This is a genomic window from Actinomadura sp. NPDC048394 (genome assembly GCF_040651755.1).
GTDB classification, from domain to species: Bacteria; Actinomycetota; Actinomycetes; order Streptosporangiales; family Streptosporangiaceae; genus Spirillospora; species Spirillospora montaniterrae.
In genome coordinates this window covers 1-14,673 of record NZ_JBEZJL010000054.1, presented here as the reverse complement: position 1 = coordinate 14,673, position 14,673 = coordinate 1, and the positions used below count along the sequence as shown (strand labels likewise).

Here is a 14,673-nt window from a genome sequence, read left to right as displayed (position 1 = left end):
TGCCGGGGAGGCCGGTCGTGTCGAGGAGGCCGGTCGTGTCGAGGAGGCTGGGCGCGGTGCTCGTCGCGGCGGCGCTGGCCGTCCCGCCGCTGGTCCCGGGCACCGCGCGCGCCGACCAGGTGCGGGACGCGGTGACGCGGGTGCTGGAGTCCCTGGACGTGCCGGAGGCGTGGACGCTGGCGCGCGGCGCGGGCGTCACCGTCGCGGTCCTGGACTCGGGCGTGGACCCGCGGCAGGCCGACCTCGCCGGCTCGGTGACGACGGGCCCCGACTACACCGAGGGCGCGTCGCCGGCCGGCGTCCCGCCGAAGCGGCTGCACGGGACCAACATGGCGTCCATCATCGCCGGTCACGGGCACGGCCCGGACGGCTCCCTCGGCGTGGTCGGGGTGGCGCCGCAGGCCCGGCTGCTGTCCCTGCGGGTGATCCTGGAACGGGACGAGCCGGGCTTCGCGGCGTTCACCGGGAACCGCCGCTACGCGGGCACGATCGCGGACGGCATCCGGTACGCCGTCGACCACGGCGCCGACGTGATCAACCTGTCGCTCGGCCGCTCGTACCCGACCGAGCGTGAGCGCGCCGCCGTCGCCTACGCGATCGGCCGGAACGTCGTGGTGGTCGCGGCGGCCGGCAACGGCGGCGCCGACCGGACGGCCAAGCGCGGCGGCCACACCCGGTACTCCTATCCGGCGTCGTTCCCGGGCGTCATCTCCGTCGCGGCCGTGGACGAGCAGGGCCGGCACGCGAACTTCTCCAACCGCAACTCGGCCGTCGTCGTGTCGGCGCCCGGCGTGCAGATCATCGGCGCGGGGCCCGGCGACCGGTACTGGATCGGCGACGGCACGAGCCCCGCGACCGCGTTCGTGTCGGGCGTCGCGGCGCTGGTCAGGTCGCGGCATCCGGGGCTCGCCCCGGCGCTGGTCGCGCAGGCGGTGGTGGCGAGCGCCCGGCACCATCCGGCCGGCGGCTACGACCTCGGCGTCGGTTTCGGGCGGGTCGACGCGCTCGGCGCGCTGACCGCGTCGGACGCGCTCGCGGGCGCCCGGACGGGCGGCGCGGGGCTGCCCGCCGGCCGCCGGTTCGCGGCGGGGGACGTCCGGCCCGTCCAGGTCGTCCACCGGTCCGGGGCGCTCGTGGTGACCTGCGTCGGCCTCTGCGCGCTGTGCCTGGCGGGGCTGGTGGCGACCGGGTGGCGGTGGCGGGACGAGGCCTGGAGAATCGTCGCATGTGGTCGGAACCTGACGAGTACGCCGAGACGGTCCTGGACACGGTGGACCGCATCCCGCCGGGCCGCGTCCTCGCGTACGGGGACATCGCCGAGATGGTGGGGCGGGGCGGGCCGCGGCAGGTCGGACGGGTGATGTCGCTGTTCGGCGGCGGGGTGCCGTGGTGGCGGGTGATCCGCGCGGACGGCCGCCCGCCGGCCTGCAACGAGGTCGAGGCGCACGAGCACTACCGCGCCGAGGGCACCCCGCTGCGCCCGGACGGCCGCCGCGTCGACATGGCCCGCGCCCGCTGGGACGGCCGCGCCTGACCCGCGGGCCCGTCCGGACGCGCGGGCCGGCGGGGCGCGGGTGCGTCAGGACGCGCGGCCGGGGTGGAGGCGGCGGGCCGCCAGCACGACGATCAGGAGGACGGCGGGGCTGAGCGCGGCCGCGGCGACGGGGGCGTGGGCCATCAGCGCGCCCGCGACGGCGGCGCCCGCGGCGAGCGCGACGATCACCGAGGTCCGCAGCCCGGCCGCGGCGGTCTGGCCGACGGTGAGGCCGCCCATGATCGAGGTGAGCGTGCCGGTGACGAACGTGGTGGTGACGCCGTCGGCGGCCATGCTGCGCGCGGCCGCCGTCTGCGCGCCCATCGCGGTGGACGACAGCGCGATCAGCGCGAGCAGCCCGGCGCCGTGCGGCTCCGCGCCGGCGAGCGCCCATCCGGCGAGGAACACCGTCTGCAGGGCGAGGACGACGCACAGGACGGCGGTGACGCGGGCGGGCCACACGTGCTCGGGGTCGGTGCGTCCGGCGACGCGGAACCCGGCGTACAGGCCGAGCGCGAACGCCAGCGTGGCGATCCCGCAGCGGGCCAGGTCGACGCCGTGCGCCTCGCCCGCCGCGAGGCCGAACAGCACGATGTTGCCGGTCATGTTGGCGGTGAAGACCTTCTCCATGCCGAGGAAGCCGACGATGTCGGTCGCGCCGGCGCCGAACGTCAGCAGCACCAGCAGCACGGCGCGCAGCCGGGCGGGGGAGAGGGCGGGCCGGCCCGCGGCCGCCGCGCCGGGGGCGCCGGGCGCGGCGGCCGTGGACAGGTCGGACGAGGTGGTCACCTTGCTCCTTACACGAGGGGACGGGACGCCGCGCGTCCGGACGCGCCGGCCTGCGGCGGCGCGCCCGGACGCGCGGGGGCGTCAGTAGATGATCAGGCCGGCCACGGTGGCGACCACGAGGCCCGCCACCACCGGCACGAACGAGCGCCGGACGAGGTCCATGACCGGGACCCGGGCGAACCCGGCGACCGCCAGCAGCGACGACCAGGCGATGAGCACGCCGCCGCCGGACCACACGCAGCCCATCTGGCCGATCGCGGCGAGCAGCGACGGGTCGACGCCGGACGTCGGGCCGAGCGTGCCGGCGAGCGAGCCGGTGAGCGGCAGCCCCGCGAAGCCCGACCCGTCCAGCCCGGTGATCATGCCGATGATCAGGACGCCGAAGCCCACGACGTAGCGGCTGTCGGGGATGGCGCCCTCGAGGTGCGTGACGGACTCGAACAGGAAGCCGGGCGCCTTCGCGCCGTCGCCGAGGCTCATGATCTTGCCGGCGAAGTCGGCGTTGCCGATGAAGAAGAACCCGGCGATCGGGATGACGACCCCCATCGCGCGGACCGCGAAGACGAGGCCGTCCACGATGTGGTCGGCGCAGGCCTGCAGGGCGTTGCCGGCGTCGCGGGCGACGGCGGCGGCGAGCAGCAGCGCGACGGTGACGCCGCCGACCAGGGCGGCGGCGTCGCCGCCGACGACCTCGGGGACCGCGTCGGTGAACTTGCCCAGCAGCATGTAGCCGACGAGCCCGACGAGCGCGAGCGGGATGATCGCCGCGAACGCCTTGGACCGCTTCGGGCAGTCGTCCCCGGGCTGGTCGCCGCCGTTGAGGGACTTCAGCGCGGCGGCGGCCATCGCGTCGCTCGGCTCGCCTCCGGAGCGTCCGGCGCCGCCGGTCCGCGTCCCGCCGGACGCGCCGCCGCCGTTGCGCGGCGCGGGCACGGTCACGGAGCCGGTCCCGGTCCCTGAGCCGGGGCCGGAGTCGAGGACGGCGACGGACGTCTCGCCCTCGGCGGTGGTCGCGGCGGCGGGCGCGGGCTGCAGGATCCGGCGGCGCAGCGGCAGGCCGGGGATCAGCGAGCGGCGCGTCGCGGGCGCGGCGGCCTCCGTCTCGCCGGCCTCCCAGCGTTCGAGGAGCAGCGCGTCCGGCTCGCGGTACTGCGAGCGGGTCATCAGGTAGCCGAGGAACAGGGCCACGCCGCCGGTGATCAGCGACAGCACCATCGCCTTGTCGGCGACGGCGTCGGTGCCGACGTTGGCGGCCTTGGCCGACAGCCCTGGCGCGACCTGGATGACGTAGTCGCTGGACAGCGCCATGCCCTGGCCCGCGACGGCGATGGCGAGCGCGGCGGCGATCGGGGGCAGCCCGGCGGCGATCGCGGCGGGCAGCAGGATCGCGCCCATCAGCGGCACCGCCGGCGTCGGCCAGAAGAACAGGCTGATCGCGTAGGTGACGAACGCCAGCACCCAGAACGCGGAGTGCCCCGAGCGCATGACCAGCCGGAACGGCTCGACCATGCGGCGGTCGGCGCCGAGCGCGCGCAGCGCGCCGAGCAGCGCCGTGACGAGCGCGATGATGAGGAAGATGTTGAACAGCTCGGAGGCGGAGGTCAGGCTGGCATTGAAGATGGACTCCAGTCCCTTGACGAAGCTGCCGGTGAACGTCCAGGCGGTGAGGAACGTCGCCGCGATGGCGGGGATCACGACGTTCTTCCGGGCGATCATGACGGCGATGATGAGGACTATTCCGGACAGATAGACCCAGTGAGCGGCTCCCACGGGCGCGCCACCTCCCTGTCGGCGCCATCTGCGAGGCGATCGGCGCAACGGTTGCAGAGAATCTGGTCGATCCCTCCCCGGTGAGCAATGAGGAACGTGCACACGGCACAGGCAGTCATTTTGTGCACGATGTCGGACTCCTTGGCAAGCGATCAGCAGGGTCCGTTCCGCCTGTGCAGGGTGCCCAAGGAAGGGTGCCGATCTTCGGCATTCGGCCCGTATCGGCGCGGTTCGCGACCCGCCGAAACTGGGCGGCATGTCAGCACAGAACGCAACGCCGGCGGGCTTCGGGCACCCCGGCCGCGGCCCCGCCGTCGCGTCCGGCGGCATGGTCGCCTCCAGCCATCCGGCGGTCAGCCTGGCCGGCGCGCGGGTCCTCGCCGAGGGCGGGAACGCGGTGGACGCGGCGCTCGCCATGGCCGCGCTGTCCTGGCTCGCGCTGCCGGGCCAGTGCGGCGTCGGCGGCGACGCGTTCGCGCTGCTGCGCCGCCCGGACGGCTCGGTCGCCGCGTTCAACGGCAGCGGCTTCGGCCCGGACGGCGGCGAGCCCGCCTTCTACCGCGACCGCGGCCTCACCGCCGTCCCGCTGGAGGGGGCGCTCGCCGTCGCCGCGCCCGGCGCGGTCGGCGCGCTCGCCGCCCTGCACGCCGACTCCGCGTCCCGGGGCCTGCCCGAGCTGTGGGCGCCCGCGATCGACGCCGCGGAGAACGGCCTGCCGTGCACGCTGAAGACCCGCGCCGACATCGTCGAGCGCCGCGACGCCCTCGCCCGCGACGCCGGCACCGCCGGGACGTTCCTGCCGGACGGGCGCGTCCCGTCCGCCGGTGAGCCGCTCTACCAGCGCGAACTCGCCGGGACCCTGCGCCGTCTCGCCGGCGATCCGAACGACCTGTACGCGGGCGGGCTCGCCGAGCGGTGCGTGGACGCGCTCGTCGCCGCCGGCGCCCCGTTCTCCGGCTACGAGTGGATGGCGAGCGGGCGCTCCACCGCCGAGACGCCGCTGACCTGCACGTACCAGGGCACGACCGTCCACCTCACGACGCCGCCGACGCCCGGCTGGATGGTCGCGCAGCAGGCCGGGCTCTGCGACGGCGTCCTCGCCGGGCTGCCGTGGCTGTCGGCCGAGGCCGTCCACCGGATGGCGTGCGCCGCCCGGCTCGCGTTCGCCGACCGGTTCGCCGGATGCGGCGCCGACAGCGACCACTGGCGCGGCCTGCTCGCCGCGGACGCGATCGCCGAGGCCCGCGCCCGCCTCGACGCCGGCGAGATCCCCGCCTCCGCGCCCTCGCCGGTGCCGGCGGGCGGCGACACCACGTCGATGGTCGCGGTGGACGCCGAGGGCCGCGCCGTCAGCCTCATCCACTCGCTCGCCTTCACCTTCGGCGCCCGGATGACCGTCCCCGGCACCGGGATCGTGCTGAACAACCGGCTCGGGCGCGGCGCCTACCTCATCGACGGCCACCCCAACGAGGTCCGGCCGCGCCGCCGCCCGCTGCACACGCTGAACGCGTGGCTCGTCACCGACGCGGCGGGCAGCCTGCTGCACGTCGGCAACACCCCGGGCGGCGACGGCCAGGTCCAGTGGAACGCCCAGCTGCTCTCGCACCTGCTCGACCACGGCCACGACCCCGCGACGGCCGTCGCCGCGCCCCGCTTCACCGTCCACCCCGGCAGCGACGCCGACGTCATCGGCGGCCCGCCGGAGCTGCGCGTCGAGTCCCGGCTCGGCGCCGCCCGCATCGAGGCGCTCCGCGCGTCCGGGCATGACGTCGCCGTCCAGGACGCGTGGGACGCGGGCGGCAGCGCGCAGATCGTCTCGGTCGCCGGCGGCGCCCTGCTCGGCGCGTCCGACCCCCGCCAGGACGGGGTGGCCCTCGGTGTCTGAGCCGAAGGCGCCGCCGCGTCCGCAGGGCGCCTACGTCACCGCCGTCGCCGAGCCGCTGCGCGCGGGCGACGTGCTGCTCGCCAGTGCCGGGATGACGCCGCGCGAGGACGGCCGGCTGGTCGTGACCGGGCTCGTCGGCCGGGACCTCGACGTCGCGGAGGCCCGGGCCGCCGCCGCGCTCGCCGCCCGCAACGCCGTCGCCGCCCTGGCCGCCGGGCACGCCGGCCGGGTCCGGCGCTGGCTCCGGATGACCGTGTACGTGGCCTGCGCCGACGGGTTCACCGAGCTGTCCGCCGTCGCCGACGGGGCCTCCGAGGTCCTGGACGGCCTCGGGCTCGGCCGCCCCGCGCGCAGCGCGATCGGCGTCCGGGCGCTGCCCGGCGGGGCCCCGGTGGAAATCGAGCTGACCGCGATCGCCGCACCGAACGTGGAGGACGAGTGACCGTGCACAAGGGCCTGAACCTGATCGGCGGGGAATGGGTTCCCGCATCCTCGGGCGTGACGTTCCGGCGCCATGACCCGGCCGATCTCGGCGAGGTCGTCGGGGAATTCCCCGAGTCGTCGGCGGCGGACGTGGAAAAGGCCGTCGACGGTGCCGTGGAAGGCGCCGCGGAATGGGGCGCGGCGTCCGCGGAGAAACGCGCCGACGTTCTCGAGGCGGCGGCGCGCTGGCTGGAGGACCGGGCGGACGACCTCGTCGGCGAGCTGGTGCGCGAGGAGGGCAAGACCCGCGCCGAGGCCGCGATGGAGATCTCCCGGACGCCCCGCAACCTGCGCTTCTACGCCGCCGAGGCGCACCGGATCGGCGGCGAGAGCTACCCGTCCGCCGACGGCGGCCTCGTCTACACGCGGCGCGAGCCGGTCGGGGTGGTCGGAGCGATCACGCCGTGGAACTTCCCGCTGAACATCCCGTCCCGCAAGCTCGGGCCGGCGCTGGCGGCGGGCAACGCGGTGGTGTTCAAGCCGTCGCCCGTGACGCCGCTGCTGGCGCAGCGGCTCGTCGAGGCGCTGCTCGCGGGCGGGCTCCCGGCGAAGGCGATCGCGCTGGTGCACGGCGGCGCGGAGGCCGGAGCCGCCGTCGCGGCGGACGAGCGGGTCGGCGCGGTGACGTTCACCGGCTCCACCCGCGCGGGACGCGCCGTCCACGCGGCCGTCGGCCCGTCGCGGCGCGTCCAGCTGGAGATGGGCGGCAAGAACCCGGTCGTCGTCATGGACGACGCCGACCTGGACCGCGCCGCGCAGATCATCGTCAAGGGCGCGTTCGGGCTGTCCGGGCAGGCGTGCACCGGCACCAGCCGGGTCATCGCGCACGGCGCCGTCCACGACGAGCTGCTCGACCGGGTCGCGCGCGCCGCCGAGGCCCGCACCGTCGGGAACGGCCTGGACGACGGCGTCCACATGGGCCCCTTGGCCGCCGACTTCCAGATGGAGAAGTTCCTCGACTACGTCCGGATCGGCGAGGAGGAGGGCGCCAAGCTCGTCACCGGCGGGCGGCGCCTGCCCGGCGACGGCTACTTCGCCGCCCCGACCGTCTTCGCCGGCCTGACCCCGGACATGCGGATCACCCGCGAGGAGATCTTCGGTCCGGTGCTGGGGTTCCAGCGGGCGTCCGGGCTGGACGAGGCGGTCGAGTTGGCGAACGGCACCGACTACGGGCTGTCCGCCGGGATCGTCACCCGCGACCTCGACCGGGCGCTGGAGTTCGCGCGCCGCTCCGAGACCGGCCTGGTGAAGGTGAACCAGCCGACGTCCGGAATGGCGATGACCGTGCCGTTCGGCGGCCTCAAGGACTCCAGCACGCAGACCTACAAGGAGCAGGCCGGCCCCTCGATGATGCTCTTCTACCTGCGCGAGAAGAGCGTCTACATCACCCCCTGAAAAAGGCCCCCGAATAACGAGTCGCCGCACCACCGGAAGGGAGCAAGGAAATGGCAGAGCTGCTGTCCAAGGAAGAGTTCCGCGCCGAGCTGGAGAACGCCATCAAGGGACGCGAGGCGAAGAACGCCTCGTTCAGCCAGGCGTGGGCCAACGGTGAGCTGAAGCGGGAGCACTTCGCCCGCTGGGCGGAGAACCACTACCACTACGTCGGGCCGTTCGCCGACTACCTCGGCTACGTCTACGGCAACACGCCCGACGAGTTCACCGGCGCCAAGGACTTCACCCTGCAGAACATGTACGAGGAGGAGCTCGCCGACATCCGCCACACCGACCTGCTGATCCGGTTCGCCGAGGCGTGCGGCACCACCCGGGAGCGGGTCGAGGACCCCGACAACATGAACGCCATCACCCGCGGCCTGCAGGCCTGGTGCTACGCGGTCGCGATGCGCGAGCACTTCGTGGTCGCCACCGCCGCCCTCGTCGTCGGCCTGGAGTCGCAGGTGCCGAGCATCTACAAGAAGCAGATCGTGCCGCTGCGCGAGGTGTACGGGTTCACCGAGGACGAGATCGAGTTCTTCGACCTGCACATCACGTCCGACGTGGTGCACGGCGAGCGCGGCTACCAGATCGTCCTGGACCACGCCGACACGCCCGCGCTGCAGCAGCGCTGCCTGAAGCTGTGCCGGTGGGGCGCGGAGATGCGCTTCTCCTACACGCAGGGCCTCTACGACACCTACGTCAAGCCCGACCTCGTCAGCGCCTGATCCGATCCCGACCCGGCGGCGGGGCCCGGCGGCCCCGCCGCCGCACCACATGCGAGGAGGAGCACGTGGACGAGCAGCCCGAGGAGGAGTGGGTGGAGGCGGCGTCGCTGGCGCAGCTGCGCAAGCGGAAGCGGCTCGGCGTGACCGTGGCCGGGCGGGCTATCGCGCTGTTCCTGGTCGGCGACGACGTCTACGCGCTGGACGACGTGTGCGTCCACAAGCAGCGGTCCCTGTCGAAGGGGACGGTGCTGAACGGGCGGGTGATCTGCCCCGGCCACCAGTGGCTGATCGACCCGGCGACCGGACGCGTCGAGGACCGGGACGAGTGCCAGCCGAGCCACGCCGTGCGGATCGCCGGCGACGCCGTGTACGTGGACCCGCGTCCGCGCGTCCTGGAAGAGGAGCCCGTGAAGGAGGGCGCACAATGATCGAGTCGGTCGTGGTGGCCGGGGCGGGGCAGACTGCCGCCGTCGCCGCCCGCACGCTGCGCCGCCGCGGCTTCGAGGGCCGCGTGACCCTGGTCGGCGCCGAGCCGCACGTCCCGTACCAGCGCCCGCCGCTGTCGAAGGAGTACCTGGCGGGCGAGGACGACCGCGACGAGCTGTACCTGCTCACCCCCGACTGGTGCGAGTGCAACGGCGTAGAGCTGCGGCTCGGCGCCGCGGCGACCGCGATCCGGCCCGGCGAGCGGAGCCTGGAGCTGGCGGACGGCTCGTCCCTGCGGGCCGACGCGCTGCTGATCGCGACCGGCGGGCGGCCGCGCCGCCTGCCGGGGATCGACGGCGACCGGGTCCGCTACCTGCGCACCATCGAGGACGCCGACCGGCTGCGCGCCGAGCTACGGCCGGGCGCGCGGGTCGTGGTGATCGGCGCCGGGTTCGTCGGCTGCGAGGTCGCGTCCACCGCGATCGGCCTCGGCGCGCAGGTCACGCTGGTCGAGCAGGCGGCACGGCCGCTCGGGCACGTCCTCGGCGACCTGATGGGCGACGTCATGGCCGCGCTGCTGCGCACCAGCGGCGTCGACCTGCGCACCGGCGAGAAGGTCGAGGGGTACGCCGAGACCGCGTCGGGCGCGGTCGTCACGACCAGCGGCGGCGCGTCGCTGGAGGCGGACGTGGTCGTCGTCGGCGCCGGCATGGTCCCGAACGTCGAGGCCGTCACCGGCGCCGGGATCGAGACCGCGGGCGGGATCCCCGTCGACGAGTACTGCCGGACGTCCGTCGACGGCGTCTACGCGGCGGGCGACGTCGCCCTGCAGTGGCGGCCCGAGCTGGGGCGCCGCGTCCGCGCCGAGCACTTCGACAACGCCAACGCGCAGGGGATGGCCGCCGCGAAGAACATCCTCGGCGGCAGGTCCGCGCACACCGCGCCGCCGTGGTTCTGGTCCGACCAGTTCGGCCGCAACCTCCAGCACGCCGGGCACTGCGACGGCGCCGACCGGATCGTCGTCCGCGGCCGGGTCGAGGACTTCGACTTCGTCGCCTTCTACCTCACCGGCGGGGTGCTGCGCGGCGCGTTCACCGTCGACCGCGGCGGCGACCTCGCCGTGGCGCGGCAGCTCATCGGCGCCGGCGCCGCGCCCGACCCGGACGTCCTGCGCGACGAGGACGCCGACCTCACCGAACTGTTCGACGCGCTCTAGCCGTCACCGAGATCACAGGAGCGACCGATGGAATACCAGCCCGTGGCCCGCTCGGGCCAGGTGCCCGAGGGCGTCGTCCGCCGCTTCTTCGTGGGCGAGGCCGAGGTGGCCGTCGCCCGCTGGGACGGCGAGGTGCACGCCATGTCCAACTACTGCACCCACCTGGACTGCCTGCTGTCGTCCGGCCGCGCCACCGAGGACGGCCTGCTGTGCTCCTGCCACGGCAGCGTGTTCGACTTCGCCACCGGCGAGCCGATCACGCCTCCCGCGACCAAGGCGATCCGCGTGTACCCGGTGAAGGAGGAGGACGGGCGGATCCTCGTGCACGTCCCGCCGGAGGACGCCGCGGACGGCGGCCCGCGCCGCCGCAAGCTCGCCCGCGGATGACCACGCTCGACCGGGGCCGCGGCGCCCGGGGGCACGGTGAGGCGGGGCGCGGGTCGTGGGCGGCGCTCGTCCCGCTGCTGCTCGGCACGTTCACCGGCACGGTCGCCAACACGATCGTCAACGTCCCGCTGACCATGATCCTGCGGGACCTGGACGCGCCGATCTCCGCCGGGACCCTGGTCGTCGTCGCGTTCACGCTGACGTTCGCGGTGCTGCTGCCCGTGTCGGGGTGGCTCGGCGACCGGATCGGCCCGCGCCGGGTGTTCGTCGCGGCCATGGTCGTGCTGGCGGTCGCGTCGGCGGGCGCCGGGATCGCCGGGACGCTGCCGCTCCTGGTCGCGATGCGCGCCGTGCAGGGCGTCGCGACCGCCGCGATGCTGCCCGCCGTCATGGCGCTCATCGCCGCGCGGTTCGACGGCGACCGGCGCGGCCGGGCGCTCGGCCTGTGGGCCGCCGCCAACGGCGTCGGGCAGGCCGCCGGGCCCACGCTCGGCGGCGGCCTCGCCACCTGGTTCGGCTGGCACGCGGTGTTCTGGCCGGTCGTGCCGGTGTGCCTGGCCGCCGCCGTCCTCGCGGTCCGGCTCGTCCCGCCGGGGCGGGCGCGGGCCGTCCCGCTCGACTGGCGCGGCGCCGCGCTGCTCACCCTCGCCGCCGCGTTCGGGCTCGGCGCCACGTCCGCCGCCGCGAGCCTCGGCGCCGCCTCGCCCGTCGTGTGGTGCGGCGCCCTCGCCGGGCTGCTCGCCGCGATCGGGTACGTCGCGACCTCGCGCGGGCGGCCCGACGCGTTCCTGCCGCCGCGCCTGCTGATCGAGACCCGCTACCTGCGGTCGTGCCTCAGCGTCCTCGCGCAGATGTTCTGCCTCGGCGCGACGCTGCTCGCCGTCCCCGTGTACCTGACCACGCAGCGGCACACCGCGACCCTCGTCGCGGGCGCCTACCTGCTGAGCCTGCCGCTGGTGATGTCGCTGCTCGGGCCCGTCACCGGCGTGCTCATGGAGCGGCTCGGCGCCCGGATGGTCCTGCGCGGCGGCCTCGCCGTCCTCATCGCGGGGCAGGCGCTCGTCGCCGCCGTCCTCGCCTGGTCCGGGACGATCCCGCTGCTGCTCGCCGCGCTGGCGCTCACCGGGGCGGGCGTCGCGTTCGTCCAGACCCCGGCCGCGACCGGCGCGACCCGCTCGGACGCGGGCCGGATCGGCGCCGGCCTCGGCCTGTTCAACCTGCTGCGCTTCGGCGGGTCCGCGGTCGGCGCCGCGTGGGTCGGCGCCGTCCTCGACCACGCTCCCGCGTTCGGCCTGATCTTCACCGCCTGCGCCGCGACGGCCGCCCTGGGCCTCCTGGCGTCCTTCGCGGGCCCCGACCCGCTCCGTTAGCGGGCGACCCGCTCCGTTAGCGGGGCGCGGCGGCGGGCGGGGCCATCTCGTCGGCGAGGGTGCCGGTGACCGTCGTCAGCGTGTCGATGTGCAGCGCCAGCCAGAACATGAACTGCGCGTCCGCCGACCGGATGTCCATCCGCAGCGCCCGCGACGCCCGGTCCAGCTTGTAGAGCATCGTGTTGCGGTGCATGCCCAGCTCGCGGGCCGCCGCGTTCAGGTTCCCGGACGTCCTGATGTACGCGAGGACGATCTGCTCCAGGTCGCCGCCGTTCGCGCGGCGCAGCGGCGCGAGCGTCTCCTGCGCGAACGACTTCGCCTCCGCGCTGCCCGCGACGTCCTTCAGCGCGGCGAACACCCGCAGGTCGTCGTAGCCGCAGACGGGCGCCGCCGACGTGTGCCAGGCGAGGCCCATCGCGAGCCGCGCCTCGTGGTACCCGGCCGCGACGCCCGCGGCGCCGCCGCCCGGACGGCCGTGCGTCACCCGCAGGTCGTCGCCGAGCTGCGGGCGCAGCGCCCGGTGCAGCCGCTCGGCGAACCGGGCCGCCTCCGCCCGCTGCTTGAGCGGGTCCGGCCCGGCCGTCACCTGCCGGATCACCACGATCGTGGAGCCGATCGCGGCCGTCAGCGTGCAGCCCGCGGGCTCCAGCGTCTGCGCGGTGCGGGTGGCGGTGACCGTCCGGCGCAGGTAGTCGCGGCCGACCGGCAGTAGCGCCGCCGCCGACACCACGTGCACCGCGTAGTGGCCGTCCACGTCGAAGTCGTGGTGCCGAGCGCGCGCGCCCAGCTCGTGGGGGTCGGCGAACCGGCCGTGGACGAGGGCCTCGACGAAGTCGCCGCGGGCCCGCTCCTCCGCGGCGCGCACCGACCGCTGCCGCAGCATCTCCGACCCGATCAGCGTCGCGCCGTGCTCGGCGACGACGCGGTGCTGCGCGAGGTCGTGCGGGTCCGGCGGGCACGTCCGCTCGACCATCACCAGCCGCCCGAACGGCTCGCCGCCGACCACGACGGGCGTGATCAGCGCGTTCAGCGTCACGCCGGGCGCGACGGCCAGCTCCGTCTCGGCGGCGTGCGCGTGGCCGTCCAGGACGGCGTCCGGAGCGCGCGGGGCGGGCGCCGGGAGCGCGGCCTGCACGGCGTCGGGGTCGGGGGCGGGGCCGTCGGGCGTCTCCGCCCAGGCCAGCCGCTCGCCCTCCGCGTCGCAGATCAGCACCGAGCAGCGCGACAGCCCGACGATCGCGTGCGCCATCGCCGGGATGCCCGGGCCGTGCGCGAGGACCTCGGCGAGCGTGCGGTGCACCCGCGTCCCGTACTCCAGGATGTGCGCGGCCTGCGCGAGCGCCTTCTGCCCGACGAGCCGGCTCACCGCCCGGTAGTCGGCCTCGGCGGGCAGCTCCAGCAGCGGGACGCCCGCCGCGTCGGCGGCCCGGACGGCGGCGGCGAGGCCCGCGCCGGCGAGGTCGGCGTCGGCGGGGTCGGCGGCGGCGCCGCGCGGGCGCCAGGCCAGCAGCGCGGCGGCGCCCCGGCGGACGAGGCCGGCGACCAGCGCCGCCGCCTCGTCGGGCGGGGCCAGCGCGGTCACCGGCAGGTGGACGGCGACGCCGGCGAGGTCGGGGCCGGTGCCCGGGTCGGTGCGGGTCTCCGACAGCGGCAGGCACCAGCCGACGCCGCGGTCGAGCCCGGACGCCCCGGCGACCAGGGTGCCGCGCAGCAGCGGCTCGGCGAGCAGGGTCCGGACCGGCACCTGGTCCCCGGCCGGTGCGGGCGCGGGCGCCGGTGCGGGCGCGGGCCCGGAGGCGGCCGGTGCGGGGGTCGTCGCGGATACCGATGGTTGTGCCATGTGCCCACATCCCGTCCGGATCGTTCGGCAGAGTGTACATAGCCCCGGTGGCGGCGGTCCTCCGAGACTGACGGGACATCAAGGCAACGCGTGGCGGACGGTGAGAGCCGGCGCTTCAACCGTCAGCCACATCCTGCGTGACAATTCCGATTCCGGCAATACCCCTCGCAAATCGCCATCGAAACGGCGGCGGGGGCGTTCCGGGACGGCGTTTCCGCTCGAGACGACCGGAGGTCCCGTGCACACCGTTCACCGGCTCACCCTGGAAGACGCCCTGGTCATGCTGACCGCCGCCGAGGAGGAGGCACGACGCATCGGGGTGAAGCAGACGATCTGCATCGCCGACGACGGCGCGCACCCGATCGCGCTGCACCGGATGACCGGCGCCCGCCTCACCGGCGTGGAGATCGCGATCGCGAAGGCGTTCACCGCGGCCGGCCACCAGCGCGACACCCACAAGTTCAACGAGCCGCCGAACGGGCCCGCGCTGCCCGGCAACGAGGCGTTCGGCATCAACCAGATGCTGCCCGGCAAGTTCGCGATCTTCGTCGGCGGCTTCCCGATCGTGCACGAGGGCGAGGTCGTCGGCGCGGTCGGCGTCAGCGGCGGCAACGGCGACCAGGACAAGGCCGTCGGCGCCGCCGCCCTCCGCGCCTTCCAGGAGAAGATCGCGACCGCGTAGCGCCCGTGCCGGGCCGGACGGCGGAACGCGCCGTCCAGTTGAAGGACGCCGGAGTGGAGACCGAACTCGTCCGCTACGACGGCCTCATCCACGCGTTCTTCGGCCCGCTCGCCTCCGAGCTGTCGGTCGCGA

At 75.4% G+C, this 14,673-nt stretch carries 14 protein-coding genes; 11 read left to right on the top strand and 3 right to left on the bottom strand.

Annotation, left to right across the window (positions count from 1 at the left end; genetic code table 11):
- Positions 1 to 35: 35 nt before the first annotated feature.
- Positions 36 to 1,361, top strand: a complete 1,326-nt coding sequence (locus tag AB0C78_RS33220; protein WP_360755693.1) for a S8 family serine peptidase — start codon at positions 36 to 38, stop codon at positions 1,359 to 1,361.
- Positions 1,271 to 1,534, top strand: a complete 264-nt coding sequence (locus AB0C78_RS33215; protein ID WP_360755690.1) for an MGMT family protein — start codon at positions 1,271 to 1,273, stop codon at positions 1,532 to 1,534. The genes AB0C78_RS33220 and AB0C78_RS33215 overlap by 91 nt, the downstream gene beginning before the upstream one ends.
- A gap of 45 nt (positions 1,535 to 1,579) precedes the next feature.
- Here the strand turns inward: AB0C78_RS33215 and AB0C78_RS33210 are convergent, their stop codons facing one another.
- Together AB0C78_RS33210 and AB0C78_RS33205 are read right to left on the bottom strand one after the other, a co-directional pair.
- Positions 1,580 to 2,323 carry a YoaK family protein gene (locus AB0C78_RS33210; RefSeq protein WP_360755687.1) on the bottom strand — a complete coding sequence of 248 codons (744 nt, stop codon included), beginning with the start codon at positions 2,321 to 2,323 and terminating at the stop codon, positions 1,580 to 1,582.
- An 81-nt stretch (positions 2,324 to 2,404) separates the two neighbouring features.
- Positions 2,405 to 4,039 (bottom strand): hypothetical protein, encoded by a 1,635-nt coding sequence (locus AB0C78_RS33205; protein WP_360755685.1) that lies wholly within the window; start codon positions 4,037 to 4,039, stop codon positions 2,405 to 2,407.
- A gap of 310 nt (positions 4,040 to 4,349) precedes the next feature.
- Between AB0C78_RS33205 and AB0C78_RS33200 the strand changes: the two genes are divergently transcribed.
- From AB0C78_RS33200 to AB0C78_RS33165, 8 genes are all read left to right on the top strand, one after another.
- Positions 4,350 to 5,978 (top strand): gamma-glutamyltransferase, encoded by a 1,629-nt coding sequence (locus AB0C78_RS33200; protein WP_360755682.1) that lies wholly within the window; start codon positions 4,350 to 4,352, stop codon positions 5,976 to 5,978.
- Complete coding sequence (locus tag AB0C78_RS33195; RefSeq protein WP_360755679.1) at positions 5,971 to 6,420, top strand: RidA family protein; 450 nt, start codon at positions 5,971 to 5,973, stop codon at positions 6,418 to 6,420. Before AB0C78_RS33200 ends, AB0C78_RS33195 begins: the two co-directional genes overlap by 8 nt.
- Positions 6,417 to 7,856 (top strand): aldehyde dehydrogenase family protein, encoded by a 1,440-nt coding sequence (locus tag AB0C78_RS33190; RefSeq protein ID WP_360755676.1) that lies wholly within the window; start codon positions 6,417 to 6,419, stop codon positions 7,854 to 7,856. Before AB0C78_RS33195 ends, AB0C78_RS33190 begins: the two co-directional genes overlap by 4 nt.
- Positions 7,857 to 7,906: 50 nt before the next feature.
- Positions 7,907 to 8,620: an iron-containing redox enzyme family protein gene (locus tag AB0C78_RS33185; RefSeq protein WP_360755673.1), complete on the top strand. Its 714-nt coding sequence runs from the start codon at positions 7,907 to 7,909 to the stop codon at positions 8,618 to 8,620.
- 65 nt (positions 8,621 to 8,685) lie between these two features.
- On the top strand, positions 8,686 to 9,048 hold the full coding sequence (locus AB0C78_RS33180) for a Rieske 2Fe-2S domain-containing protein (protein WP_360755670.1): 363 nt from the start codon (positions 8,686 to 8,688) through the stop codon (positions 9,046 to 9,048).
- Entirely contained in the window at positions 9,045 to 10,262 is a 1,218-nt protein-coding gene (locus AB0C78_RS33175) for an FAD-dependent oxidoreductase (RefSeq protein ID WP_360755667.1), read from the top strand. Before AB0C78_RS33180 ends, AB0C78_RS33175 begins: the two co-directional genes overlap by 4 nt.
- Positions 10,263 to 10,289: 27 nt before the next feature.
- On the top strand, positions 10,290 to 10,649 hold the full coding sequence (locus AB0C78_RS33170; protein ID WP_360755664.1) for a Rieske 2Fe-2S domain-containing protein: 360 nt from the start codon (positions 10,290 to 10,292) through the stop codon (positions 10,647 to 10,649).
- Positions 10,646 to 12,019, top strand: coding sequence for an MFS transporter (locus AB0C78_RS33165; RefSeq protein ID WP_360755661.1), 1,374 nt, complete (start codon positions 10,646 to 10,648; stop codon positions 12,017 to 12,019). Before AB0C78_RS33170 ends, AB0C78_RS33165 begins: the two co-directional genes overlap by 4 nt.
- A gap of 16 nt (positions 12,020 to 12,035) precedes the next feature.
- Here the strand turns inward: AB0C78_RS33165 and AB0C78_RS33160 are convergent, their stop codons facing one another.
- Positions 12,036 to 13,859, bottom strand: coding sequence for a helix-turn-helix domain-containing protein (locus tag AB0C78_RS33160; protein ID WP_360755658.1), 1,824 nt, complete (start codon positions 13,857 to 13,859; stop codon positions 12,036 to 12,038).
- A gap of 238 nt (positions 13,860 to 14,097) precedes the next feature.
- Here AB0C78_RS33160 and AB0C78_RS33155 point away from each other — a divergent pair, with 238 nt between their 5' ends.
- Positions 14,098 to 14,541, top strand: a complete 444-nt coding sequence (locus AB0C78_RS33155; RefSeq protein ID WP_344261414.1) for a heme-binding protein — start codon at positions 14,098 to 14,100, stop codon at positions 14,539 to 14,541.
- Positions 14,542 to 14,673 lie beyond the last annotated feature (132 nt).